The following is a 25,194-nucleotide window of genomic DNA, read 5'->3' on the forward strand; positions in this document are numbered from 1 at the left end:
AGTGTTAGACATTGAATTTGGAACCCCTACAAGCGGGATGAATAGCGATATTTTGAGCTACTTGGAAGTTGCTTTAATGGATGGGCTGTATGAGCCGCCTATCGCGCTCGACACGCTAGCCAAAGCACTAAGGGTAAACCCTATGCACGCCAGTGCCATTGAGTTTAAGCGCAACACATTACTGCATGCCATTGAATTGAGCGAACTGCTCTCTCGCCAAGATGCCAAGCGGTTTATTCAAGATTACCTCACCTTTGGCGGCGCGCACCTGCAAGTGGTTCGTAATTATAGCGGCCTCGGTGATGTGGTTAAGCTCAAACACCTACCCACTCTTTACATGCGCAGGCGCGAAGATCTTGGCTGGTCATACAAGCCAAGCACTTACAATGATGAGGGGCGCATTGATTACAAACACAACCAGGTGTTCTATCTAGGCGACTACGACGTCGCTCAAGAATTGTATGGCTTACCAGCCCATGTGAGCGGCCTGACCTCCATCTGGCTGAATGAAGATGCAACTCTGTTCCGTCGCCAATATTTTCGTAATGGTAATCATGCAGGCTATTTGCTTTACATGAACGATCCCAATATGACTGACGCTCAAGAGAAGGAAATAAAGAAACGACTACAAGCCCAAGAGGGCATGGCCTTTAAAAATCTTTTTGTGAATGCAAAAGGTAAGGATACCAAAGCGCCAGAATTGAAAGCCATTGGTCAAGTGGAGGCGAAAGACGCCTTTAGAGATGTGAAAAATCAAACCACTACAGATGTGCTTGCTCTGCACCGAGTGCCTATTGAGCTGATGAGCGTGCGACGCGAAAGCATCACCTCAATGGATTTAAACAAGGTAGACTGGCTATTCCACAAGAATGAATTGCTCCCACTCATTGAGATGATGAGAGAGCTGAACGACTTTGTGGGGAGCGAGGTTATTGCCACGAGCGAATACCAAGTTGCCAGCCAGCACTAAGAAGGCTATTTCTTCCCTCCCTCACGAAGCGGAGAAATACGACACTCACCATTGACATCCCACACCCCTTGCGAGGCATCATTGCTGTCACAACTGGTGTTGTGGTGTCGATTGTCGTTATTGATGTAGGTGATGATAGACGTACACCCCACCAAAAAAAGACAGGTAAGAGTAAAGGCAATGCTGAGCGACCTAGTCATCCGTTAATACCAACTCAGTGGCAACATCAGGGCGACAAGTATATTCATCATTGACCGTCACACTTACCCCCATTGCCGTGTCAGCTTTTACATGGGGCGGACATCGGTCATTGCCTTGAACGTCATATCGAACGTAGGAAGCTGCGCACCCATTAAGGATTAACGCCACAAAAAGAACAAAAAAGGGCATGGTACATCTCCAAATTAACACTAAGTCAACCCAGCGTACAGAGTGCGCAGTAAGGTTTCGAGCCTCTGACTTTCTAGTTAAGCTATATAGAAGCTAGAGGCAGCAGAAAAGAGAATACCCAACAACTAGGCTGGGGAACGATATTCGCTGGATACCAATGAAATCAAGCAGGTAGCTTTCGCCACATGCACAAAATACAATGGCACTAGTCGCCTCATATCCCACAGTCGTTTGAAGTATTTAAGCACCGCTCAGCCCTTTTGACAGTGCTATCCAATAGCTCTATTAGTGCTGGCTCACTATCTTGAGCCTCCAGATCCACTAGAGCTGACCACTCAATACCATCCAGCATTGACATGGCCAGCGCCAGCGTTTGGCTTTTTTCTAACTGAAGCGAGGCAAGGTCTTCTGGCGCCTCACCATTACCCCGCTCACGACATTCCGCTTGCAAAATCACCTCGTCATCTTGGGAGTGCGTGCTATTTAATAATCGTCTCGCTCGCTGCGCCTTGTCTCTCCAAGCTGAGAGCCTGTAGGAATCAGCATATTGCGAAGCCAATGCTCTTTGTTGGAGAAAAAAGCCCTGTAATGTATTTTTGTATTGCGCCCTTAAAGACAAGATATCTACTTGGTAAAGCACTTTGTCTGGATGAGCTTCTACCAAGTCACTCGCGAACTGGCGAAGCTGTGATGGGTAATGCTCACTATCCGTAATGGCTAATTGGGTTAATACACCCTCCACTGTTTGGTAATGAATCGTCACGACATCACCAATCACGTAAATCGCGTTGATGTCGGCATTTGATGGGATCATTTTCGGCTCCAATAATTGTCCACCACCGTGGCACAGTTAATATTTAAAACATGGCGCTTGGTATCGTTGTTGGTCAATCGAATGAGGCGAGCATCTGAGGGGCAAAGCAAAAAGAGCGAACCTTCAGCCACAACACCTACGTTTTGTGCGATCTTGTTTTGATTCTCATTAAGTAGCTCGGTGTTGATATAGCCACCTTCCAACTGACCAGTCAAAACGCGCAAAGAAAACGTATCGGTGGGTAGAGGTATAATTAGTTGCTGGGCAGGTTCAACCGCCCCACTCCCGATAACACTAATATCTCGCACCGCTTTGAACGCATCGTGTAACTGCTCGGGGGTAACAGCAACCTCGCTTGACGCACCAAAACTTACCTCTTCTTGCGTGGCAAATCGCATCAGTCCCGCTTCAGATTCGGAGGCTTGCCAGTTCTCACGCAACTCAGTTTCCGTCACATAATCACTACTTTTGAATACGACCTCACCAGCGCTACCTGTAATGGCAACCTTAAGCGTTACCATGCCGCCAATACCTTGAGCTAGCCCTATCTTTGGGGTGTCACAAATCACAACCGCTTGGTCGTTATCATCCAGCACTTTAATTTGATAAAGGTACTCATTAAAGTGCATTTCAATGGGCAAGTTCAATATGAAGGTTAATACGCCATTGTCATCGTAATAACTGGTTTCAATGGTGTTTTCATAGAATGAATACTGTGATTCACTCGGCGCATCGTGAGTTAACGCACCCATGCACTGATACTTGGTTACCGTGCTTTTCAGCTCGCTGTTTAAAATGTCCAACCCGTGCTGGGTTGGAATAGCCTGTAAGGCACTCATTCGGTGTCTCCTATTTCAAGTTGCCATGTCATGGCGACGCAGCACAGAGCTGGAGCCTCAACTTCTAGCTCCAGCTGAGAGCTAAATTTTGGCCTCATTATTAAGGCCGTTACCGGCTCAAGTTTAAACTCAGCATTGAGAGGGTAAATCCAATGAAACTCAGTGTGAGGCAATCGCTTGTCTTCTAGTGCTTTAAAGGCTGCATCATTCTCATAACTAAAAAGGTCTATCTTGATGAGGTTCGGACTGCTCACATCGTCATAAACCAAGCCATGAGCACCCACTTCATCCAATAAACTTTGATAATCTCGGAGTTTCCAACCAAACAACGACTCTTTAGTGCTACTCAATAGTGACAACTCAATATCGTCGTGAGTCTGCTTAAAGTCTTTTGCTATACCATTAATCGTATTGGTGAGCTCTACGTTTTCGGTGTCTTGCCAATATTGTCCTTTGGGGAGCAATCGTCGATAAGCATCGGCAAAGTCACCTTCGCTGTATTCAACGATTAAGTCGGCGGTGTCCATGTCACTACTCCTAGTACGTGTATCTGATCGTTCTCTATGACCACTTCACCTACAGGCGCCTTCACAACAAAGCCGCTGGTTACCGTTGAGATGGCAAGCACGATCTCAGTATTGGTTATCGCCTCTGGTTTTTTTGTGGCAGGGTCAATCTTACCCATCTTGCTCTTAACGAGATTTTCGAGCGCAACCGTTACATCGCGGCGCACAACCGCCTCCTCGATACCTTGAACCTCAACATCAAGCAGGGCATGGGCTGGCTGAAGTGCAACAGGATGACAGCCTGCCAAGCGATTCTCTTCGAAAGTCGATTGCACAATGCGCACCACTTCATCGCTGACGGCAGGTGAGTTATCTCGAGCGCCAATATAAACCTCGACCATACCTCGGCTAGGGGTGTTATCGAGCGCCCAAGCAAAATCAACATCAGAGTGAGCTGATACCGCCCACGCCTCATAGTCTTCCGCTTTACCCACAAGCTCATTACTATTGAAAGCATTCACCACTCGAGGCCGCCAGTGCTCAACCGTTTCAAGGTCTGCGCCGCCCGCAACCCCCAAACTCTCTACATGCGTAGGGTCAACCCCACTCAACCCCTCGCTCAGGGTAAGAATGGCGCCTTGAGGGAGATTGCTATCAACTCCCGGTTGCAGCGCAATCACCTGAACAGGGGTGTGGCTATACTGCTCTTTAATGGTTTCATACTCTCGATCCAAATACGTCAACACCCGACCTTTGGGAATGACGACAGCCTCTCCCAATTCGGTAAACATCACCTCCCCAGTTGCAAAGGTGGGTAACAGGCGCGGTGTATCATGACGACTGGCATGCAGGTACAACCACGGTTCAGAGCAGGTTTCAGGGTGCATTTCTCGAAAGAGCATATCTTGGTAGCCATACTGACCGTAACTCACCCCTGCAATGGCGGACGCTAACGCTTTGATGGCAGGATTACTCTGCCCCGTTGCCGCCACCATGTTCGCTTCCGCGCGCAAAATAAGACTTTCTAAACTGACTGGCGTACTCATTTTTCAACCTCAGACAAAGGAACGGTCAACACCTGACCATTAGCAAGGGTAATCATTACCTTGCGCCCCATAATATTGGCCTTCACTTCCCAGACATGAACATCAATGCTACTGATGTATTCTTTGGTTAACAGCCACGCCAATGCTTCCTCATAAAATCGCTTGGCGAGCTTTAAGGTCTCATCTGTTAACTTGGCACGCCCAAGCGTCCAGTCACGAGAGCCTACCGAACCTGAAAGCGCATCACTCCAATGCCCACCTCGCTCATCAGCACCCATTCTGACGCGATCATTTTGAGTCGATTCGCTGTGATTCAAAAGGCTTTGCATGACGGCATGCGTAATGCCTACCTCCGATTGCTCTGGGGCGGTAATGGCGCACAACTTAAACGTACTCATGACACCTGATAACTCCCCGCACTACTACCCTTAGTCACAGAGACCTGAGCGTTTTGAGTGATTTCACTAACAACAGCGAGCGCAATCGCCTCGGCAAGATTCGCAATTTGCGCATGCTCACCTTGCGTAACAAATCCTTTGCTTTCTAATTCAGCTACGATTTTAGTGGTTAATGATTGTGAATTTAATGACATGGTTACTTTCCTGCGGTCACGGTTGTTGAGCCATCAACATGGGGCTTACCCATAAAGGGGCAGATGCTTTCGCAAGTGATGACACCTTTGCCACCATTGAGCGAGATAGCTTTTCCATTTTGCAAAATGCTAGCCTCCGTCTCTACGGTGACATCTTGCTTGGCGATAACTTCTACCTTGGCGCTTGAAATGACTTTGACCCCTTGCTCGGCAAGGTGAACCAGATTACCCTTATCATCCAGCATGGCTACCTCTCCCTCCTTGAGTTCAATCTGATGGCGCTCATCCTCGACAAGCACAGCGATCCCCCTTGCCGATGTACCACCAATAAAGAGGCTGTAAGATTTCGAACCCACCAGTGGGCGACTCATAAAACCGTAATTATGCACCCGCTTTATCTTGTCATTAGTGCGGCCTGTGGCGGTTTTAATCTGTACATGATGTGTATCAGCGCCCGTCACCACGCCCGTACCAAAAAGGTTTTTGATTCGAGCCATAAGGCGTTGCGATAACGATAGGAAACTAGACATCGCACTGCTCCTTAAATGGGCGGCTAAGCTCGATTGAAGTCGATGTCGAGCTTTCAGACACCGATAGGCCAAGTGATTTAATCATGAGCATTTCACTAAAACCTTGCGTAGGGTCTGCCACTTGAATAACGCGATTTAAGCCATCAATCGCGAGCTCTGGAAAGAGCTCTGCAATAGAGCTTGATGCTACCAAGCTTTGTGCGATGGATAGGTTTTTCTCATATTGTGCTCGAGAAAAACAGGCATCAGCATGTTGCAATTGGTCACAGATAATCACTCGCGTTCTTGAGCGGTGAATGCTTGGCATAACAGCCAACGCATTGGAGTCATCCCATTGCCCTTGAACCTCAGTGGTATGAAACAGGCCATTAAATGTCTTTTTGATGGCGAGGCTATCCACATTTTCACCCACCTCCAAGCCAATGCCATCAACGGTCGCATGCGCGGGCTCTTCAATAGTAAGAACCCCATTGCGCTCAATGAGCATGTACCCTTGCTCTCGTATTAATTGAGCTACGTTATCGACGGGGGATTCAGCATTGACCTGAAACTCGTCAATATAAGGCATGTTTTTAACTTGACTCTTCACCCCCAAGCCAAACGGTTTGGCGAGCTTGCGAAGTAGCGTTTCGACATCCTGATCATAAAGCGCATCCATCGTAATGCGTGAGTCAACCATGTTGGCACTTTTAGAGCGACCACCGACAGACAACACTTGAGAGCCAGAGCTCGTCTTTGAGTCCACACTGTCCACTTGACCAACAAAGATGAGCCGATCATTTAAGAAGAACTCAACAGGCAATGGCTCATCGATGCTCATAAAGGGAATGTCACAACGAAAAGTGTGCGCCAACTGCTCAACAGAAAAGCTGAGATCGGCCTTATAAAACGCATGATAATTGCCATTGATTCGCATAGTAAGCACGCTCATAGGTCACCTCGAATGGCAATATCACCAATAAGAAACAAAGGGTGCTGCAACGCATTCATTTTCGTGACAGACGCTTCTTGCGCGTACTGCTCATGAGCAATCACCAAGGCAGGCGCGAATTGCGGGGTAGACACCACTTTGTGCGCCGTGGTACCTGCGAGCACTTTATCACTCTGACGCTGTACCGCCCCCTTGAGAGCAAACAGCTCATCAAATAGAGCAACACTCTCCAATGCTGAGGTCTGCGTCACCTCTTTAATGCAAACATCAATAGCATCGACCACCTTTTCCAAATCGCCATGAATTAGAGCAGGCTGCTTAGCGGACTGGGTGATATCAAAAGTCTCACTTTTCTCAAGCTCAACAATGTCTTTGTTTGCTTTGACTACACCAGTGATGACTTGCACATTATGGTGCTGCACTGGGCTATTACTCTTCACTTCACCAAGCAGAAGAGCCTGAGCGCTTCGAGCATTATCCACCGCTTCATTTTTGGAATCTGGCTCTGATTGAACGGCGCGAGCGACAACGTCGACGGCACTCGAAAGATGATCAGCAAACCCATTAGGGTGAGTGCTGAGACTACTCACCGCTGAATAGGCCTCGTTGATAACAGAGCTAATCTCTTGAAGTAAGTCATTGCTCAAGTTGAGTCGGTGGGTAATATCCACCAGAACATCAAGCAGATGAGCAGTGTCACCCTGCACTTGGCTAATGCTGGAAACATCCAACCCCTTAACTGCATCAGCAAACGACGCTTTAGATAAGCTTTCCACGACATCCGATTGCGCTTTCGCGCGTACAGAGGTTGCCGCAGTGATGCTGGGCGATGTACCAGCGCGGACGAATTTAAGACTTAAGGTTACGACGCCCTTTTTGGTGCTGATACTCTGCGAGAAATCCTGAAAGAGCAAAGAAAGCTCACCTAGCCACGGATGCTCAAGCTGACCTTGAGGCGTCGACTCCATGCTTTTGATGAGCGCATTCGCATCAGTCAGCGAGCCCTCCCCGACGAACACAGCCTCAATCGTATAGTTACGCGCTTTAGAGCCCATCACCTTGATGTGCGGCAGGTCAGCATGAGGAAGGTCGCTCACTTGCAGTCGCTTACCGCCATCAAAAGCGGTAGACAATAGGTTGAGCTTTAGCCCATTCCACTGAGCACGTTCGTACTGTCGCTCCCACATAATTCATCCCGCAAGGTTAACGTTAATATCAACATTTAACCGCAGAACAGGGACGCTGAGAACGAAGGCGGATTCTATAAAGAGTATCGAGATCGCAAATGGAGAATTTCAACTCAAAAGTGCGCGCGCAGGCCTCGTTCGGACTCACCCCTCCCTCCACGCTACAATTCCACCCTGTAAAAAAACGATCCTGATAAGCGAATTTTCCAGTTATGCCAATCTAGCGTGAAGTCTTGCTGTGTAAAGGGTTTAGAGGGTTAGTTGGTGAAAAATCTTAATGGAAGCAAATTCGCGATCGTTCGTTTTTACTCACAACCTCACACTAACGAAAATAGTGCGTAAGACAAGCCAGCAGCAGTGCTGTCTTGTTAGCATCTACTGGCATTAATAGCGACAGTAGTGTAGCGAAAGACAAGTCGCGGGGAGTTAAATGATTTTTGGACATAAATTAGTCAATGATGGTGCTAAATTAGTAAATCATGGACAACTACAGGTATGTCGCTTAATCAAGTGTCCAGCATCGCTGGTGTAATCAGGGTCAAAAGTATGGTTTATGCGACGGGGAACAAAGCCCCGTTGAAACGAATATCAAATAAAATAAAGCCCCGCACTAGCAGGGCTTAGATTATATGTTACCGCCAAACAGCCAGTACACAAATTTCACAATAAGATACAGGCTCACCAAAGTAGATACTGTACCAGCTAGCTCGTATCTAATCATATGAAAGAACGAGGAGCGGTTTTGCGTTTGGCGATGAAAAATTCTATCCACATAGTCAACAGCATCGTAGCATTTGGTTGTCAGAATCTGTTGATTACCATCCTCAATATCAAAAGTAAATAATTCGGTAAAATCATCGTGATCAGTTTTAATCAGCTTTTTCTTACAGATGCCGTTAAACTCTTTAACCTTGCTTTCAATTCGAGCAAACTTATGTGAGAACGTTGTTTCTTTAACAAGAGCTTCATCATCGCTCTTATTAATATCTAATAGCGAATATATCTCTTCAATGATGGCATCTTTGGTATTTGTAAGAGCAGTTCGTTTTAGCGTGTTTAAATGTATAAAAACAGCAAGTAGCCAGCTGACTACATAAATCATATTGCTCATACTATCTCGTTAGGCGATCTTGTTCTGCCTTCTCAATGCGCTCATCAATAATAGCTATAACAGAAGCTAGGTCATCATGTACATAGACAAGCTTTTTATCCAGCTCCGCCTTGGTGAAACCACACTCTCGAATCAGGCCACCAAACGCCTCATCTAAGAATGAACGCCCATAACGATTATACCCAGTTAAATCAACCGTTACATTGTCGAATTCTTTTAATGCAGGGCTAAGGTGTTTGTCTCGAAATACCTCGCCAGCAGTAAGTTCACAGCCCGGAGCATCTGTTTTAAAACGTCCATAAGGCTTGCTGTGAAAGTCGTCTATGACTTTTATTGACTTGTTATTCACCTCAAATACTCCATTGAATTAATGTACCAGGAATGGTGTGCTCATAGTTTCTTATACTACGATCTGTATCTTCTCTGTCTTTACTATAACAATAAAAACCTAAATTACTGAACATTAGCAGATAACTATTTTCATCATTAGTGATGAGCCCTTTAATACTTTTACTGCCTTGACCGTGTTTAGCCAAATCGGTGGACGTCACATCAATATGCATGGCAGCTCGAATTAACTGTCCGTCGTTCAAGTTATTACTAAACCAAGTCTTCAAGCGTTCCAGTTTTGTTAAATCATCTAAGGTGGTCTCTTCCCCCACAGCATCTACATACTTTTCGTTATATAGAGCGTTGATACGAGCAAGGAATACAGCATTATTTTTGGACAGTGAGCTAGGTATGCCTATGCCTCTATCATAAATAACGATATAAAGATTATCGTGAATCCTGTTACAGTCAAACCACCAACATTTTTGAGTGTGATCTTCTACATCGGGGTATGCATGGCGCCCAACGTTCTCAATCGTCTCTTGAATTGCAGATGATATTTGTTGTTCCTTTTCTGCATCAGCCTCAGGAAAATACTTATCCAAAATGTAGTCGACCAACTTTCCACTTAACTCTATAGCTCTTGAATTGTCTCCCATAATCACAGGAAGGTAATCAGAGCTTTCAACTAACTTCTCACGAGTAGAAGCTGGCAAAAAGTTTCCACTTATTCTGATAATTGCGTTCACATCACCACTACGTTTAGACCACATCACGTTAATTTTTGTTGTGACTCCTAGCCCTTCTCTAGCATCATCAATGATGGAGTACAGAACTAGCATCGGCATAGCTTTAAAAATTGTAGTGTACTCAAACGACAGGTATATACACTTCGGGTTATCAACCAGCGTTTCACGTAGCATAGTAAAGAACAGTTCTATCTGGCTCCGATCTCCATCCACGAGATCAATCTCTCGAGGAGCTCTAATAATAGGATTACCAAAAAGAAACTCTCCAATACGAGCTTTAACTCCTCTGGAAGAGCCAACCTTTCTGTTCTTTTTTTGTAGCTGCAAGCTCTGCTCACGGGAGTGGATCTGTTCAATTTTTCTCATTTAACAACACTAATATTTGTCTAAGCATAAAGCTGATAGCATTTTTTATTTCTCAGGCAGCAAGCCTCTTATCGTATCCCAACCAACAAACATCCTACCTTTTGTAGCACAATACTGGATATGGAATGGTGAAGAAAGTTTACTTGCCACAATGAGTGCATTTGCGCGGTATTTGGTTGCAGTCTACTCCAGTTAGACTGGACACCATATTAAGCAACATTTTGATTTTCAAAGTTAACTGGGATCAGGCACCCAATAGAACTGTGCCTTCTTGTCCAACTATAATCAACCCCCTACATATTCAAAGATCGTTTGACGCATCTAACCTCTCGCCATGATCGGTTCATATTGGGTCGCTTCAATTTCCATTGAATGAGAGAAGCTCTCGACACAATCATTATCCCAGTAATTTCCTTTCCTACTCATACTTTGTTTTAAATTATAATCAGTTATGAGATCTTGATAGTATTTCGAACAGGACTAGCTACCTCGATCACTATGAACAATAATCTGTTCAGAAAATCCTTGACGGAACAGGGCCGTAGATAGTGCATCGCAGACCAGAGTTACCGTCATTTTTGTATCCAAAGACCTGACGTGAGTAAAGATCAATAATGACCGCCAAATATAACCAGCCTTCGCTAGTAGCAATATAGGTAATCACCAGCCCACTTTAGGTTCGGAGCAACAGGAATTTTATGCTTGCTGTTCGTTATACACTTAAACTTAAGTACAACTTTAAGGTTAAATCCCAAACTAACAGGGGCGGGGCTCGCGTTTGCCCCACATGACTTTTTGTTTATAAAAACCAACTGACTATCTGTCACGTATTTAGAAGCATAACAAGCTTCGGGGCAGAAATTAGATAGTTGGCCAATCACTCAATACAGTTTGCAGTTCTAATTAAATGGTATTTGTTGTTTCGAACGGAAATATTATTTATACGACCTCATTACAATCTATATACATTCAGTAGCACTTCATCCATGTAGTTCAACTTGCGGACTGCCAATGATATGCGCTTACTGGTTACGCCCGCTTTGAGCGAAGCTAATTCGTAAGAATAACCAGACTCAAATACGAGCCTCACGGCTTTGCGCGTTTGCTCTGGCATTTCTCGCTTTGACATCACACTCAACAAAGCATCGAGGCGCTTTTGTGGAATAATATTCATAATTACCCGTAGTCTAAACTGGTTATTTTAATGTGCTTTCACTATCAATCGATGGCTTGCCCGAAAATATCTAACTGGTTAGCATCCCCCTTGCAAAGTTCAGGTTGCAACTTTGGATCTGGCGGCAGGCCAACGGTATCAATAATTACTTCAACCGAGGTGAGCGTACTAAAACGCACCCCACAGTTAAAATTAAGACATTGCCAATAAGCCTTGCGAGTTTCATTGGTCATTTCTTGTGAAGTCACAATGCGAGTCTTACACCCACAGGATGGACAAGGCATTAACATCAACACTCTCCTCTATCGACAGGACTGACGCATACATCACGCATCATTCAACCCACTGCGACCTTAATAGTTCCTAGCTCTTTAAATGCAGATACAAATCCATCCAAGTTAGAACCAAGGTAGGTAATCGCACTCCCTTTGGTGACGTTGTTATTTAACTCACCATTGGGCTTTCGATATTGAACGCGACGATTAGGCATGCATTGAGGGTATTTTAGAAGCTCACGAAACCACGCTTCTGAAGTGCTGGCAAAGGTAATACAAATGGCTTCTTTCACATTTCCTGCTTCATATTCTGAAATCAGCTTTTTAATCCAGTCCATATTGCTTGGGATATCATGGTCGATATGGTGGCCACGACGATTCTTCCCGTGTTTGCACTTTAACTTCTTGCATTTACCTCGGTCTTTGGGGCAAGCCTTTTCACCACGATGAAAGGGATGATTCATCCACAGCGTGTCCGCCTTCCATTCCTTAGCCAAGCCGTTATCGTCAATGGTAAAGAAGCGACTCGCTTTCACGGTTTCGTTAGCGATGGAGCTACTGGCTGGATCTAACTCAATAGAGCCCATGCATAGTCGCGCCGCCTCAATCCATTCGGCTTGAGTGTAGTATTCAACTTCTTCGCTAGATTGGTTAACTAAATTGGCATTATTCATCGTGGAAAACTCAAGTTAAACGTTATTTATCAACGCTTTAATTATATCACACCTCGTGTTTTCTGTTCTATTTTGAGGTTAAAAAAGACTCAATTTATTTATATTCGCCTCACTATCCACATCGATGCTGCCTCCTTTGCCGCACGCCTCAATTAAGCCCCATTCCCTGCAAAGCCGTTGCGAAGCAACATTACCCAACTTAAAGCGCCTGTAATCGCCTCTGTGGGCGTTTGTGTCTCAACTTGCGCCCTAGGAAGAATCACGTCAAACGAGCCGTCTGTGGCTTTGTCACGACTCTTGTGTTGAATCTCTAGCGATACGAGGGCAAGTCAAGACTCAGTGAGCTTGCGAGCTCGAGAGTCTGTTCATTTTATTCAATCTCTTAATAACCATTAACTATCACTAACTCTTCTACCTTTAGGTAGAGACTCTAGTTGAGAACTATGTACAACAGAAACAAGGCGCAAATTCATGGAGTAGTTTATTTCACTAAATCAGGCTTATACGCAAACTGCAAACAACTTATGCACAAGTTATTATATTTCAGGGTAGTTATTCACAGATGCAGGCAAGCAATCCATGAGAAAATAAAGGTGCTGGGAGGTGTCTCGGGTTGATTTTAAGGTGGGTGTCAGTGGTAAATCCGCCAATTAATCGAGCGGGCACGGCAATACCTCCGAAGCTAATCGGATAAAAACACGAGAGGGAGTTAAATAGGAGGCGGAGAGGTTGCCAAGGCGTCAGCCTTGGCCTTGCGGCGTTCGTTGAGAAGTGTAATAGGGGTAAGAATGTACTTAACAGCCTTACCAAAGGCTTTAGCGCGCGCTTTAATGGTCTTTTCGCCTGCGATACGAGCAGCTTCATAAGCAGGGGTTAAGCCCATATCTTCGAAGTATTTTAAAGTGACGCGCTTAATGCTGGTTAGGGCGTGTTTTTTGGCTTTACCGTCTTTGCCTACACGAAGTGTCCACGGCTGTTTGGATGTCACCCAACCTTTTTCACTTAGATATTTGTAGCACTGTTTAACGCGCCACTCTGGTAACCCTGACAGTTCAGCAATGCGCGCCCACGTAAAGAGGAAGAAACCATTCTTAGCCGATGCACCTATCTTGCGAGTGCGAGAGCACATTTGACTAACGAGAACATCCATAACAACGAAAATATCCTTTAAAAAGCGAGCCTGCGTCGTTCTGCCGCCAGCAGAAGTAAGCAGCGCGCTTTTTGAAGGGCACTTTAGTAGGTTCTTTAGATACGCACGATTGAGCGCAGCAAGCGGTCGCTTGTCGCGCTTCTTTTTGGTGCGCTTGGGGTGAGTAACTCTATTATTGGCTTTCATGGAATTAGAGTGGCATTGGTGGAATGCCGTCTGCGCTCAATTCGACAGCTGTACGGTTTATCTTATAGGCCAAATCGCCCTCTCCGCCAGCGTGCGCAAACTCAGCAACACTGTATAACTGGCCAGAGATCTCTTCACGTAGCTTTTCACTGACGAAGAGGAATGTATTTCTTGGAGTGTTATTTTCTTCCATCGCACAAATATCGAACTGGAAGCGTTGCACCCAAAAGTTGTGTAAATAGATTGCTACGTCTGCATGTTTCACTGTCATTACCCTTCTTTAATTTAAAGACTGCGCTTGCGCCAAATATCAATTGCTTGGGGTTCGTACATCCCGAGCAGCCGTATCTATTAGTAGCTAGTAGCCCTTCACAGTGTTCCATTCAGCTTTCGCTTCTTTGTGGCATTGGTCTATGTAATGGGCAAGATCTTCCACCTTCACCAAGTAAGGTGCTTTGGTTGATTCGCGCAATTGGAAAGCTGGAATTTCCAACTCTTTAGAATTAGCTCTCGCGTTGGCTGTTTTTGGGGTAATACCTAAAAACTCTTCACTAATTTCTTTAAGGGGGATAACGGTACTTTCAAAACGCGCCATTAGGGCGAATGCTGTGTTCATACCCATACTCCTGTATAGTTTAAAGGTAGTTGTAGGTACTTGTAGTCATTTGTGTACCCTTGTTTATTTGTGAGGAATGATAATAAACAAAACTCTACATGTCAACGCTTGAGGAATTTACAGATGGTAGAAGAGCAAATAAAAGAATTGAAAGAGATCACGAACACACAGAAAGATAGTGAACTAACAAAGGCTTTGGGCATGTCAAAGGGTGTTATCTCCACATGGCGTGGTCGCGGAAAAGTCCCTGATAATGTGCTCGAAAAAGCTAAAAAAGGTGGATTTAAGATAAGTAGCGTTTCTGTTCGTCTATATGATATTGCAGCATCCGCTGGGACTGGCTCCTTGGTTGAGTATGAGCCGAGTAGGGAAGTTGAGTTAAGTGACGCGCTACGCATTATTTTAGGCATAACTAGCCCAAGCAATGCTAGGTTGCTTCATGTGCAGGGGGATAGCATGATTCCAACTTTACAAGACGGATCGCTCATCGCTATTGAATCAATAAACAATTTCGCTAATGACGGGATTTATGTTTTTAATTGGGATGAGGAGTTATTCATTAAGCGTCTACAGCGCATTAAAGAGGGCGTGCGAGTTATGAGTGATAACAACATGTATGAATCATGGGTGATCACCAAAGACGAAATGCAAGATAGAGACTTCGCCATTCTAGGGCGCGTCACTGGTTGTTGTCAGAGGTTGTGATAGGATTCTTTGAGATAGACCCAGAGTCATAAGAAGATGATACAAGGGTTAAAAAGATAACGCTGATTACTTAAATTCAAAAGGAGCCGATTGGCTCCTTTTTTATTCTGTGTATACAGAAAACCATGGGGTTACCGGTGGGTTTCTACTTATTACTTTTCTTCAGTTGTTCATCTTTAGTAGTTTTGAATAACCCTTGAACAATGAATCCTACCAAGCCTATAACACTGACAGTGGTAGTCGTGAGCAAGGTAATAATAACCTCTTTCTCTATCTGATCTTGCTTAGTCCCAAAGTACATAAAGAACATTATGGCCACGAACCAACACCAAGCACTCATAAAACTGAATGTCTTGCGAGCAATCCAGTCCATGATTTCTGTTTTGGTTTTTTCTTGATTCGCTTTTTCTTTTACTAGCTCCGTTTCTGCATCTTGCCGTCGAATGTCAGCTAGAACTTTATCGGTAGCAGCTTGACCATCTTCCTTTTCAAGAGATTGCTGTTCCTTTTCTGCTAGTAAGCCATCCTCATCATGCGTGTGTGGAGTGTCGGTTGCTTCTTTGCCTAAAGCTTTTTCTTCATGGTCAGATGTTGCTTTAGCTAGCTTTTCTAAGTCTTCCTCACCAGAAGATTGTCCGACAAGGTTTTTATTGTTATTAGGTTCAGCCACTCTATACCACGCTTTAAGCCATTGCTGTTGTGTTGTTTTGGGCGAACAGATCGCGGTAGTAATTCATAATTACATCATCAGGAATAATAGTGTTTGGTCTATTGCAACCGTCTCCTTCATGCCAAGTTCTATACCAAGGCGTACCAACCATATGCGTTAACTGCGATAGCTTTACGCCTGAATAATGCGAATAAGCATTAAAAACAGCTGTGATAATGCTCACATCTAGAGGAGCTAGGAGCTCAGTTTCAACGAAACGAGGGACGCCCTGATCGCGATAATGCTTTAAGGAGTGGTATAGCTCGGGGAATACAGGGCCATATTGCCAAGCACAAACACCATTAACTACCAGCGGCTCTCCAGCGGTGAGAGCAAGTTTGTAACCGTGCGCAATGTATACGAGCTTCTGCAACTGCATTTGTGTGAGTGAAGTGTGTTTTATTGTCGCCAGTTGGGTAAATCGTGCAGCAACACTTTTTGAACTATATGCCATGTCATCCCCCTTTTGTTAACTAACGTACTGTCTGAATTTTGATGAGATTATAGATACACAGTAATTAAAAGCAATTAAAAGCAATTAAAAGGTGTGTATTTCTACAGTATACATCATGGCTAGAGCAGTATACATTCTGTACTTCAAATACTAGAGGTAAAAAGTTCACAGGTGAATGAAATCACAGTATCTCATCCTTGTCATGCAACTTGTGAGGGAATAGTTGCGTATATACCGTCCACAGTGTATTTAAGTTTCTATGCCCTGTAACCTGTGCGACCTCTTCTATAGAGTAACCTTTCTCAAATAGGCGACTAGCCCCCTCCCTTCTTAAGTCGTGGTATCGCAAATCCTCAATTCCTAACTTGTTTCTAACCCTCTGAAAAGCAGCCGTAACACTGCGTGAGTTGTAAGGGAAAATGAGTTCTTTTTGATTAGGTTGTTTCATTACAATGTCAAATGCTCCACCAAGCAAAGGAGCCACCATGTGATTCCCTTGCTTTTTTCGTGGGTCTTTGCGATCACGAACCAAGACGGTTTTTTGCTCCATGTTCAAATCTTCCCACCTTAGACCGCACACCTCACTAATCCGCATACAGCTAAGTATGCTGAAATCCAAAATATCGGTAAGAGGGATTGTATTGGCGTGATGCTGCTCTCTCTCCATCAAGGCACCTCTAAGCTTATTCAGCTCTGTATCTGTCGGGCGCCTAGTTCGTTTTTCGCTTTTTCCGATTAGCTCCATTTCTTTTAGAACAGTGAAAGCATCCTCAAAAATATTTACATTTGTCTCAATATTAAAGACTGGTTGTGCTTTTTTCATTACAGCCTTTAGGTAACTGATATCATGAGAAATGGTTGTAGGTTTCGCACCTGAACTCCTTCTATCTCGACAATGCGCTATCAGGTCACTAATGCGTAGCTCGTTTGTATTAACTTTTGATATTTGGCAGTCACGTAATAGATTGATGCAGTAACGCTTGGTTCTGCCATCCCTATCGTATAAGTCTTTATCATTCATATATAAATCAATAAGCTCACCTATAGTGCAAATTTTAACACCATTTAGACCATTGCTTTCAATATCTGCAACCCTGTTTTTTCCAAACGTATTAGCTAAGGCCTTTTTTTTGAACGTCTTGCTTTCACGGTGTACTATGCGCCCATTCTTTTTTACAAATATTGTGGTTTTGTAGCGAGGCTCGCCACTGCTTAATTCTCTGCGTTCTACGTTGTAATATGCCATTAGATACCCTTTGGGTCCCCTTGTAAATTGGGGGTTCTATAAGGGGATCTATAACAAGTATTTAATCGCATTTCAATGTATTTAGGCGCATTTGCAAGAAGCAAGCAAAACCCAACAGGTAAGGCTACACAAGCTATGACTAACAGTTACACCCCTTCTCGCTTTTCAGTCGCTCCCATGCTCGATTGGACTGACCGCCACTGTCGTTACTTTCACCGTTTGCTTTCTCAGCAGACTCTTTTGTACACGGAAATGGTAACAACGGGCGCGATCTTACATGGTAAGGGCGACTTCCTAGAATATAACGAGCAAGAACATCCCCTTGCACTTCAACTCGGTGGTTCAAACCCGGTTGATCTTGCTGCTTGTGCGAAACTTGCTGGTGAACGTGGTTATGATGAAGTGAACCTTAACGTAGGTTGTCCTTCAGACCGAGTTCAGAATGGTCGCTTTGGTGCTTGCCTAATGGCTGAGCCTGAGCTGGTGGCAGATTGTGTTTCAGCGATGAAAGAAGTCACTGATATTCCAATTACCGTGAAAACGCGTATCGGTATCGATGACCAAGACTCTTATGAGTTCTTAACTAAGTTTGTTTCGACGGTGTCTGAAAAAGGCGGTTGTGAGCAATTTACTATCCATGCGCGTAAAGCGTGGTTGAGTGGCCTGAGTCCGAAAGAGAACCGTGAGATCCCACCTCTAGATTATGATCGTGCATATCAAATCAAGAAAGATTTCTCTGATCTGGTGATTGCCGTGAATGGTGGCATTACGACTCTTGAGCAAACTAAAGAGCACTTACAACACCTTGATGGCGTGATGATTGGTCGTGAGGCTTACCATAGCCCATTTATCTTGGCTGAAGTCGATCAGCAGATCTTTGGTTTAGACACGCCAATCAAGAAGCGCTCACAAGTGGTTGAAGAAATGTACCCGTACATCGAACGTGAACTTTCAAATGGCGCTAGTCTTGGCCATATCTCTCGTCATATGCTTGGTTTGTTCCAAAGCATGCCGGGTGCAAGACAATGGCGTCGCTACATCAGTGAAAACGCACATAAGAAAGGTGCGGGTATCGAAGTGATACAAACGGCATTGGCTAAGATCCCTAAAGAGCTAAATGTTTAATCTCCCTCTAAGTTAAAAGCTTAAGGTTAAATTCGCCATTAGAGGCTAAATTTACCACCACAAGTTTCCGAAAAGCCATGCATGAAGATGAGTGGCTTTTTATTTATCTGATAAATAAGGGTTTTGTTGGGTCGGCATACTTGGTATGGAAGCTGCAATGTTAGAAAGTAGGAAAGATAGGTCATTAACTCATTAGGGAGACCATTATGTTTGAATTAATCTTTGTTCTTATTTTCGTCGCAACTCTACTTGTCACTGGTATCACGTTTATGACGGTATTGGCTGCAACCGGAGTCGCGTTATTAGTCATGTTGGTCTTAGGTATGATGGGCGTCGTGTTTAAGTTACTGCCTTGGTTGATCGTGATTGCAATCGGTGTGTGGTTTTTCAAAAACTTTGTACACAGTTCTAACCAGAGACGTTACTAAGGTCATCGTGCCGTCAAATCTTTACTCGTCAGCGGTTTATCGTTTGAGAATTTAAGATGTGTGGTAGAATTTTCCCCAATAATCTATGAATGTGCATACAATTAGCACTACGATATGGAATTGGAGCTATCTCAAATGAATAAAATGCCATTAATTGCTTTAGTGGGAATGCTATCTTTAAGTTCAGCAGTGTCTGCTGCCGAAGAGTTTTCTTACACGGCTAAAGTCGGTGCCGATATGTGGTGGGGAAGTACAAAGCTAAACGAAGTTAGACAAGATGACGACTCTAACTCACCTTCGTTGTATTTCGCATTTGAGCATAATGCCCCAATGCTCCCAAATGCTAGCTTCCGTTATACCTCTATTGATGCGGACTCGTTGGCTTTTGATAAGTACGACTACACGTTTTACTACACACTGTTAGAGCACAAGTTGATGAACTTCGATGCGGGTGTGACGTTTACTCAGTACTCGAACTCGAACTACATTGAGCCTCAAAAGGGAACTCAAACAAGTTTCGATGAATTCACGTGGAGCTTCTACGGTAACGCAGAGATCAATGTGCCGGACACCAACTTCGATATCATTGGTACGATGGAGTTCGGTGACAGCAGTGGTATTAAGAGCACTGACTTGATGGCGGGTGTTCAGTACCGAATCCCTGTATCAGAATCTGAAATTGCCCTGCGTGGTGGTTACCGTGTTATCGACCTAGATTCGGATGAGTTCTTTAGCTCAGAACTAGGCAAGAGCTTTGTCATGGTCGATGGTTGGTTTGCTGGTGCTGAAGTGCGCTTCTAGTCCATATAAAGTAAATTTAGAACGAATTTTAAGAACGCCACTTTATTAAGTGGCGTTTTTTTATATCTATTGATTATATCTTTCTGGAATTAGTTAGCACATTCATCACTTTCGACCATCCTTAATACAGAGAGCCAATTTGCGTCTATTCTTATAAGGTCTATGTAGTGAGGTCAAAGCAAGGGATGGAATATGACACTCAATGAATTACGAAATTTATATAGAGAAAACCTGTTAGTTGAAGCCATCATAGAGCCCTCAATTCAAGAAGGGTCTTGGGTTGTGGAGTTTCGTCATATGGGCGGTGGCTTTGTTCTGCTTACGGATGTTCATGGCGAAGAGTGTCATTATGCGGATTTAGACCTAGCATCTAAGTCGGCAATGGCGGTTGGCTTTCAGCAAGTACGCATTGAAAACCAGTAAGGCAATTTACGTTTCAATCGGTTTTTACTTCCAAAAAGTTATAAAACATACTTTTCTATTCTTTCTTGTTATTAAAAGGAGTGGTTAATCTATCGTCACGCAATGATTAGGGATGTCGTGACCATGTCTTTAAATAAGAAAGAGTCTTCACAAAATAATAATGCACAGTCGGGGGCTAATGAGCTACCTGGGCTAGCAGCACCACTTAATGACCAACAATTGGGTCATCTTCAGCAAACTGTTTCTGAACTGTCTTCACAGCAACTGGCATGGGTCAGTGGTTATCTTTGGGGAGTGAGCCAAGCTCAGCCTGTTGGTGCTGCTGCGCCAATCGCTCAAGCGGCTGCTGCAGTAGCGGCTAAGCCTGCGGGTAAGCTCAGCATTATCTTCGCTTCTCAAACCGGTAATGCTAAAGGCGTCGCTGAATCATTGGAGGCAGAAGCGAAAGCCTTAGGTATCGCCGTCGAGCTTTTCGATGCGAGTGATTATAAAGGTAAGAACTTAGCCAAAGAGACACACGTCATTTTCGTCGCTTCAACCAATGGTGAGGGCGAAGCCCCTGATAACGCTATTGAGTTGCATGAATTCCTTCAATCGAAGAAAGCGCCAAAATTATCAAACCTACAATACGGTGTGATTGGTTTAGGTGACTCTAGCTATGAGTTCTTCTGCCAAACCGCTAAAGATTTCGATAACTTCCTCGCTAAGCTTGGTGCTAAATCGTTTGTCGAACGTCTTGATTGTGATGTTGATTACGAAGAGTCAGCAACGGAATGGCGCGCTAAAGCGTTATCGCAAGTTCAAGAAACGCTATCGACAGGTGCTGAGGCTGATATCGTTCAGTTACCAGTAGGCCAAGCAGTTGTCGGCCATTCGCAATACACTAAACAAAATCCATATACAGCGACACTATTAACTAGTCAAAAGATCACGGGTCGTGACTCGGGTAAAGATGTTCGTCATATCGAGATCGATCTTGATGAATCTGGCATTACCTACCAACCCGGCGATGCGCTAGGCGTATGGTATGAAAACAGTTCAGAACTCGCGAATCAGATTCTTTCTAAGGTTGGGTTATCGGGTATCGAAAGTGTCGATGTCGATGGTGACAATTTATCTATCCATAGTGCGCTAGTGAGTAAATTTGAGATTACGACTTCAAACCCTCAACTTGTGACTAAGTTTGCTGAGTTATCGGGCAGCAAGAAGTTAATCAAACTGGTGGAAGATAAAGACAAGCTTCGTGAATATGCGGGTAATACACAAATCGTCGATGTACTGGCTGAAAAGAAAACCAAGCTATCGGCTGATGAGTTAATTGGCCTGTTACGTAAGCTGACTCCACGCCTCTACTCTATTGCATCAAGCCAAGCCGAAGTAGATGAAGAAGTTCACTTAACGGTTGGTCTGGTTGAATACCAAAAAGGCGAAGAGTCTCGCTTAGGTGGAGCATCAAGCTTCTTGGCTCAGCGTCTTGAAGAAGGTGGCGAAGTGAAGGTGTTTGTAGAGAACAACAATAACTTCAAGCTACCACAAGACGACAATACACCAATCATCATGGTCGGCCCGGGTACAGGTATCGCACCTTTCCGCAGTTTTGTTCAAGAGCGTGAAAACAATGATGCTGAAGGAAAAAGCTGGTTGTTCTTTGGTGACCGTACCTTTACTCAAGATTTCTTATACCAAGTTGAATGGCAAAAGTACCTCAAGTCTGGCGCGCTAACTAAGCTAGATGTTGCCTTTAGCCGTGACCAAAAAGAAAAGGTTTATGTTCAAGACCGTTTAATCGAACAAGCAGAGCAGGTTTGGCAATGGCTTCAAGAAGGCGCGTACCTCTATGTCTGTGGCGATGCGACTCGAATGGCTAAAGATGTCCATGAAGCATTAGTTACGATAGCGGAAAAACATGGCAACCAGAGCCGCGAACAAGCTGAACAATATATTAATGATTTACGTAAAGCGAAACGTTACCAAAGGGATGTGTACTAATGAGCAAGCAAGTAATAGAGCAAGAAGTGCTAGGTCAAGTACTTGGACCTTTGGCTGACAATGAGCGTCTTAAGCGTGAAAGTAATAACCTACGCGGTACGATTGAACAAGATCTCCAAGACCGCATAACAGGTGGCTTTACTGCTGATAACTTTCAGTTGATTCGTTTCCACGGTATGTATCAACAAGACGACCGTGATATTCGTAACGAACGTACCAAGCAAAAGCTCGAACCGTTACATAACGTAATGCTTCGTGCTCGTATGCCTGGTGGCATCATTACCCCTAAGCAGTGGTTGGCGATTGATAAGTTCGCAGACGAAAGTACCTCTTACGGTTCAATTCGTCTAACAACTCGTCAAACGTTTCAGTTCCACGGTGTCTTGAAGCCGAACATTAAGTTGATGCACCAAACGCTAAATAGCATTGGCATTGATTCCATTGCGACAGCGGGTGATGTAAACCGAAATGTTTTGTGTACGACAAACCCGGTTGAGTCTGAACTTCATCAAGAAGCTTACGAGTGGGCGAAAAAGATCAGTGAACATCTATTACCGAAGACTCGTGCTTATGCAGAAATATGGTTAGATGGAGAAAAGCTAGAAACAACGGATGAAGAACCTATCCTTGGTAGCAACTACCTACCGCGTAAGTTCAAGACGACGGTTGTCATTCCTCCGCAAAATGATGTGGACGTTCATGCTAACGATCTTAACTTTGTTGCTATTGCTGAAGACGGAAAGCTGGTGGGCTTTAACGTGTTAGTTGGTGGCGGTTTAGCGATGACACACGGTGATACCTCTACTTATGCACGTAAAGCTGACGATTTTGGTTTTGTGCCATTAGATAAAACGTTAGATGTAGCAGCTGCGGTGGTAACGACTCAGCGTGACTGGGGTAACCGTTCAAACCGTAAGAATGCAAAAACCAAATACACACTAGACCGTGTTGGTATTGATGTATTCAAAGCAGAAGTAGAAAAGCGTGCCGGCGTTGAGTTCTCTGAAAGCCGTCCTTATGAGTTTACTGGCCGTGGTGATCGCATTGGTTGGGCGGAAGGCATTGATGGTAAGCACCACTTAGCGTTATTCATTGAGAATGGCCGTTTGCTTGATTTTCCTGGGAAGGCTCTGAAAACAGGTGTTGCTGAAATAGCGAAGATCCACAAAGGTGACTTCCGCATGACTGCAAACCAAAACCTAATTGTTGCGGGTGTGTCGACGAGTCAAAAGGCCAAGATTGAAAAACTGGCGCGTCAATATGGCTTGATGGACGATGCTGTTTCAGAGCAACGTAAAAACTCAATGGCGTGTGTGGCTTTCCCAACATGTCCTTTAGCAATGGCAGAAGCTGAGCGCTTTCTTCCTGAGTTTGTAACGGATGTTGAAGACATTCTGAAAAAACATGGATTACCAGAAGAAGATAACATCATCCTTCGAATCACAGGTTGTCCAAACGGTTGTGGTCGTGCAATGTTGGCTGAACTTGGTTTAGTGGGTAAGGCTCCGGGGCGTTACAACATGCACCTAGGTGGCAACAAGGCCGGAACTCGTATCCCTAAGATGTATAAAGAGAACATCACATCAGCTCAAATCTTAGAAGAGATTGATGCGCTGGTGGGACGTTGGGCTACAGAACGCAACGACAATGAAGGGTTCGGTGATTTTACAATCCGAGCTGGCATCATCGAAGAGGTGATCATTTCTAAGAGGGATCTGCATGCATAATTCTGTCGCTTCAAAATTGAAGTTAGCAGAGCTACTCGCATTGACTAAGACGGAGCAAATACTTCGTCTTGGGCAAATTAATGCTGAGTTAGAACAGCTAACAGCATTAGAAAGAGTTAAATGGGCATTAGATAATTTAGAAGGGACGCATGTTGTGTCTTCAAGTTTCGGCATTCAAGCCGCGTTAATGCTGCACTTAGTGACTCAAGCAAAACCAGATATTCCGGTTATTCTGACGGACACAGGGTATCTATTTCCTGAGACCTATCGCTTTATCGATGAGTTAAGTAAGAAGTTGACTCTAAACCTTCAAGTCTTTCGCGCCCAACAGAGCCCTAATTGGCAAGAAGCGCAATATGGAAAACTTTGGGATCAAGGTATAGAAGGGATAGAGAAGTACAACAAGCTTAATAAAGTTGAACCGATGAGAAGAGCGCTAGATGAGCTCGAGGCTGGGACATGGTTTTCCGGTTTAAGAAGAGAGCAATCTCAATCGCGTGCAAACTTGCCAATCTTATCTATCCAAAATGGTGTGTTTAAATTTTTGCCGGTAATCGATTGGACGAATAAAGATGTTCACTATTACCTAGAAGAGTATGGTCTCGGTTATCACCCGCTTCGAGAGCAGGGTTACCTTTCTGTTGGAGATACACATACAACTAAGAAGTGGGAACCGGGTATGACTGAAGAGGAAACTCGTTTTAATGGGCTGAAACGAGAATGTGGTCTCCATGAAGATGATGGAGAGCAATATGGTTCTGGGATTTAGACTCATTGCTATTTAAAAAGCTGCCATTAGGCAGCTTTTTTAGTTTCTAGGGGATAAAACTAGAGCGATTGTGGATAAGTCTGTGGTTATTGTGTAGTTACTTTGTAGTTAAAGTTGCATAAATAAGGCTTTGAGTGTTTATTCGTCATGTAATCGTTATTTTTGCATTTTTCTTTAATAAACACTTGCCAATGTGATGAACATCTCTATAATGCCGCCTCACTGACACGGCAGACGCCACAAGGCTTCAGCGCAGAATGTTAGTTAGGCAACTAGCTTTAAGCGATAATTCGCTCCTACTTTTAGAAAGTAGAAATTATTTTTCAAAATTGTTTGACACTGAGAATTAAATCGCTAGAATAGCCGCCTCTTCCGAAGTGAT

The 25,194-nt window shown here is 44.2% G+C and carries 32 protein-coding genes and 1 pseudogene; 9 read left to right on the forward strand and 24 right to left on the reverse strand.

Annotation, left to right across the window (positions count from 1 at the left end; genetic code table 11):
• Position 1: 1 nt before the first annotated feature.
• Positions 2 to 970, forward strand: coding sequence for a phage portal protein (locus AB4484_RS04750; protein ID WP_372076680.1), 969 nt, complete (start codon positions 2 to 4; stop codon positions 968 to 970).
• 5 nt (positions 971 to 975) lie between these two features.
• Here AB4484_RS04750 and AB4484_RS04755 read toward each other — a convergent pair whose 3' ends face one another.
• From AB4484_RS04755 to AB4484_RS04855, 21 genes and pseudogenes are all read right to left on the reverse strand, one after another.
• Positions 976 to 1,170: a hypothetical protein gene (locus AB4484_RS04755; protein WP_372076682.1), complete on the reverse strand. Its 195-nt coding sequence runs from the start codon at positions 1,168 to 1,170 to the stop codon at positions 976 to 978.
• Entirely contained in the window at positions 1,163 to 1,360 is a 198-nt protein-coding gene (locus AB4484_RS04760; RefSeq protein ID WP_372076684.1) for a hypothetical protein, read from the reverse strand. The genes AB4484_RS04755 and AB4484_RS04760 overlap by 8 nt, the downstream gene beginning before the upstream one ends.
• Positions 1,361 to 1,574: 214 nt before the next feature.
• Positions 1,575 to 2,174, reverse strand: coding sequence for a hypothetical protein (locus AB4484_RS04765; RefSeq protein WP_372076686.1), 600 nt, complete (start codon positions 2,172 to 2,174; stop codon positions 1,575 to 1,577).
• Positions 2,171 to 3,013 (reverse strand): hypothetical protein, encoded by an 843-nt coding sequence (locus AB4484_RS04770; protein WP_372076688.1) that lies wholly within the window; start codon positions 3,011 to 3,013, stop codon positions 2,171 to 2,173. Before AB4484_RS04770 ends, AB4484_RS04765 begins: the two co-directional genes overlap by 4 nt.
• The gene (locus tag AB4484_RS04775) at positions 3,010 to 3,540 is read right to left on the reverse strand and encodes a hypothetical protein (RefSeq protein WP_372076690.1); all 531 of its coding nucleotides are present in this window, start codon (positions 3,538 to 3,540) and stop codon (positions 3,010 to 3,012) included. The genes AB4484_RS04770 and AB4484_RS04775 overlap by 4 nt, the downstream gene beginning before the upstream one ends.
• Complete coding sequence (locus AB4484_RS04780) at positions 3,522 to 4,565, reverse strand: baseplate J/gp47 family protein (RefSeq protein WP_372076691.1); 1,044 nt, start codon at positions 4,563 to 4,565, stop codon at positions 3,522 to 3,524. The genes AB4484_RS04775 and AB4484_RS04780 overlap by 19 nt, the downstream gene beginning before the upstream one ends.
• Positions 4,562 to 4,963 carry a phage GP46 family protein gene (locus AB4484_RS04785; RefSeq protein ID WP_372076693.1) on the reverse strand — a complete coding sequence of 134 codons (402 nt, stop codon included), beginning with the start codon at positions 4,961 to 4,963 and terminating at the stop codon, positions 4,562 to 4,564. Before AB4484_RS04785 ends, AB4484_RS04780 begins: the two co-directional genes overlap by 4 nt.
• Positions 4,960 to 5,157, reverse strand: coding sequence for a hypothetical protein (locus tag AB4484_RS04790; protein ID WP_372076694.1), 198 nt, complete (start codon positions 5,155 to 5,157; stop codon positions 4,960 to 4,962). Before AB4484_RS04790 ends, AB4484_RS04785 begins: the two co-directional genes overlap by 4 nt.
• Before the next feature lie 2 nt (positions 5,158 to 5,159).
• Positions 5,160 to 5,687, reverse strand: a complete 528-nt coding sequence (locus tag AB4484_RS04795) for a phage baseplate assembly protein (RefSeq protein ID WP_372076695.1) — start codon at positions 5,685 to 5,687, stop codon at positions 5,160 to 5,162.
• Complete coding sequence (locus AB4484_RS04800) at positions 5,680 to 6,618, reverse strand: phage tail protein (protein WP_372076697.1); 939 nt, start codon at positions 6,616 to 6,618, stop codon at positions 5,680 to 5,682. The genes AB4484_RS04795 and AB4484_RS04800 overlap by 8 nt, the downstream gene beginning before the upstream one ends.
• Positions 6,615 to 7,805, reverse strand: a complete 1,191-nt coding sequence (locus AB4484_RS04805) for a DNA circularization N-terminal domain-containing protein (protein WP_372076699.1) — start codon at positions 7,803 to 7,805, stop codon at positions 6,615 to 6,617. Before AB4484_RS04805 ends, AB4484_RS04800 begins: the two co-directional genes overlap by 4 nt.
• 625 nt (positions 7,806 to 8,430) lie before the next feature.
• Positions 8,431 to 8,916 carry a hypothetical protein gene (locus tag AB4484_RS04810; RefSeq protein ID WP_372076701.1) on the reverse strand — a complete coding sequence of 162 codons (486 nt, stop codon included), beginning with the start codon at positions 8,914 to 8,916 and terminating at the stop codon, positions 8,431 to 8,433.
• A 1-nt stretch (position 8,917) separates the two neighbouring features.
• Positions 8,918 to 9,265 (reverse strand): STAS-like domain-containing protein, encoded by a 348-nt coding sequence (locus AB4484_RS04815; RefSeq protein ID WP_372076702.1) that lies wholly within the window; start codon positions 9,263 to 9,265, stop codon positions 8,918 to 8,920.
• Position 9,266: 1 nt separating this feature from the next.
• Positions 9,267 to 10,361 (reverse strand): hypothetical protein, encoded by a 1,095-nt coding sequence (locus tag AB4484_RS04820; RefSeq protein WP_372076704.1) that lies wholly within the window; start codon positions 10,359 to 10,361, stop codon positions 9,267 to 9,269.
• Positions 10,362 to 10,570: 209 nt separating this feature from the next.
• Positions 10,571 to 11,101: pseudogene (locus tag AB4484_RS04825) on the reverse strand (DDE-type integrase/transposase/recombinase); the annotation flags it as partial.
• A 212-nt stretch (positions 11,102 to 11,313) separates the two neighbouring features.
• Entirely contained in the window at positions 11,314 to 11,535 is a 222-nt protein-coding gene (locus AB4484_RS04830; protein ID WP_372076705.1) for a hypothetical protein, read from the reverse strand.
• Between the two features lie 44 nt (positions 11,536 to 11,579).
• A complete protein-coding gene (locus AB4484_RS04835; protein WP_372076707.1) occupies positions 11,580 to 11,825 on the reverse strand; it encodes an ogr/Delta-like zinc finger family protein in 246 nt (81 codons plus the stop codon).
• A gap of 47 nt (positions 11,826 to 11,872) precedes the next feature.
• Positions 11,873 to 12,484 (reverse strand): hypothetical protein, encoded by a 612-nt coding sequence (locus AB4484_RS04840; RefSeq protein ID WP_372076709.1) that lies wholly within the window; start codon positions 12,482 to 12,484, stop codon positions 11,873 to 11,875.
• Positions 12,485 to 13,193: 709 nt separating this feature from the next.
• Positions 13,194 to 13,820 (reverse strand): hypothetical protein, encoded by a 627-nt coding sequence (locus AB4484_RS04845; RefSeq protein WP_372076711.1) that lies wholly within the window; start codon positions 13,818 to 13,820, stop codon positions 13,194 to 13,196.
• A gap of 4 nt (positions 13,821 to 13,824) precedes the next feature.
• Complete coding sequence (locus tag AB4484_RS04850) at positions 13,825 to 14,091, reverse strand: hypothetical protein (RefSeq protein ID WP_372076713.1); 267 nt, start codon at positions 14,089 to 14,091, stop codon at positions 13,825 to 13,827.
• A gap of 87 nt (positions 14,092 to 14,178) precedes the next feature.
• Positions 14,179 to 14,436 (reverse strand): pyocin activator PrtN family protein, encoded by a 258-nt coding sequence (locus AB4484_RS04855; protein ID WP_372076715.1) that lies wholly within the window; start codon positions 14,434 to 14,436, stop codon positions 14,179 to 14,181.
• A 123-nt stretch (positions 14,437 to 14,559) separates the two neighbouring features.
• Between AB4484_RS04855 and AB4484_RS04860 the strand changes: the two genes are divergently transcribed.
• Entirely contained in the window at positions 14,560 to 15,141 is a 582-nt protein-coding gene (locus AB4484_RS04860; RefSeq protein WP_372076717.1) for a S24 family peptidase, read from the forward strand.
• A 145-nt stretch (positions 15,142 to 15,286) separates the two neighbouring features.
• Here AB4484_RS04860 and AB4484_RS04865 read toward each other — a convergent pair whose 3' ends face one another.
• The 3 genes from AB4484_RS04865 to AB4484_RS04875 form a co-directional block, all read right to left on the reverse strand.
• On the reverse strand, positions 15,287 to 15,811 hold the full coding sequence (locus tag AB4484_RS04865; RefSeq protein ID WP_372076718.1) for a hypothetical protein: 525 nt from the start codon (positions 15,809 to 15,811) through the stop codon (positions 15,287 to 15,289).
• Positions 15,812 to 15,824: 13 nt separating this feature from the next.
• On the reverse strand, positions 15,825 to 16,304 hold the full coding sequence (locus tag AB4484_RS04870) for a Panacea domain-containing protein (protein ID WP_372076720.1): 480 nt from the start codon (positions 16,302 to 16,304) through the stop codon (positions 15,825 to 15,827).
• Between the two features lie 181 nt (positions 16,305 to 16,485).
• Complete coding sequence (locus AB4484_RS04875) at positions 16,486 to 17,550, reverse strand: tyrosine-type recombinase/integrase (RefSeq protein WP_372076722.1); 1,065 nt, start codon at positions 17,548 to 17,550, stop codon at positions 16,486 to 16,488.
• Between the two features lie 135 nt (positions 17,551 to 17,685).
• On the opposite strand from AB4484_RS04875, the gene dusA reads away from it, so the two are divergent.
• The 7 genes from dusA to AB4484_RS04910 all read left to right on the forward strand — a co-directional run bounded on the left by dusA (position 17,686) and on the right by AB4484_RS04910 (position 24,812).
• The gene (dusA, locus tag AB4484_RS04880) at positions 17,686 to 18,675 is read left to right on the forward strand and encodes a tRNA dihydrouridine(20/20a) synthase DusA (RefSeq protein WP_372076724.1); all 990 of its coding nucleotides are present in this window, start codon (positions 17,686 to 17,688) and stop codon (positions 18,673 to 18,675) included.
• Positions 18,676 to 18,881: 206 nt separating this feature from the next.
• Entirely contained in the window at positions 18,882 to 19,103 is a 222-nt protein-coding gene (gene pspG, locus AB4484_RS04885) for an envelope stress response protein PspG (protein WP_017059950.1), read from the forward strand.
• A 135-nt stretch (positions 19,104 to 19,238) separates the two neighbouring features.
• Complete coding sequence (locus AB4484_RS04890; protein ID WP_122082562.1) at positions 19,239 to 19,904, forward strand: TIGR04219 family outer membrane beta-barrel protein; 666 nt, start codon at positions 19,239 to 19,241, stop codon at positions 19,902 to 19,904.
• Between the two features lie 192 nt (positions 19,905 to 20,096).
• Positions 20,097 to 20,327: a hypothetical protein gene (locus AB4484_RS04895; protein ID WP_004735813.1), complete on the forward strand. Its 231-nt coding sequence runs from the start codon at positions 20,097 to 20,099 to the stop codon at positions 20,325 to 20,327.
• 123 nt (positions 20,328 to 20,450) lie between these two features.
• Positions 20,451 to 22,316 carry an assimilatory sulfite reductase (NADPH) flavoprotein subunit gene (locus AB4484_RS04900; RefSeq protein WP_372076726.1) on the forward strand — a complete coding sequence of 622 codons (1,866 nt, stop codon included), beginning with the start codon at positions 20,451 to 20,453 and terminating at the stop codon, positions 22,314 to 22,316.
• Positions 22,316 to 24,043 (forward strand): assimilatory sulfite reductase (NADPH) hemoprotein subunit, encoded by a 1,728-nt coding sequence (gene cysI, locus AB4484_RS04905; RefSeq protein ID WP_048612693.1) that lies wholly within the window; start codon positions 22,316 to 22,318, stop codon positions 24,041 to 24,043. The genes AB4484_RS04900 and cysI overlap by 1 nt, the downstream gene beginning before the upstream one ends.
• Positions 24,036 to 24,812: a phosphoadenylyl-sulfate reductase gene (locus AB4484_RS04910; protein WP_372076727.1), complete on the forward strand. Its 777-nt coding sequence runs from the start codon at positions 24,036 to 24,038 to the stop codon at positions 24,810 to 24,812. Before cysI ends, AB4484_RS04910 begins: the two co-directional genes overlap by 8 nt.
• Positions 24,813 to 25,194: the final 382 nt, after the last annotated feature.

Origin of the sequence: Vibrio sp. 10N.261.46.A3, assembly GCF_041472995.1 — a bacterium.
GTDB lineage: Bacteria > Pseudomonadota > Gammaproteobacteria > Enterobacterales > Vibrionaceae > Vibrio > Vibrio coralliirubri.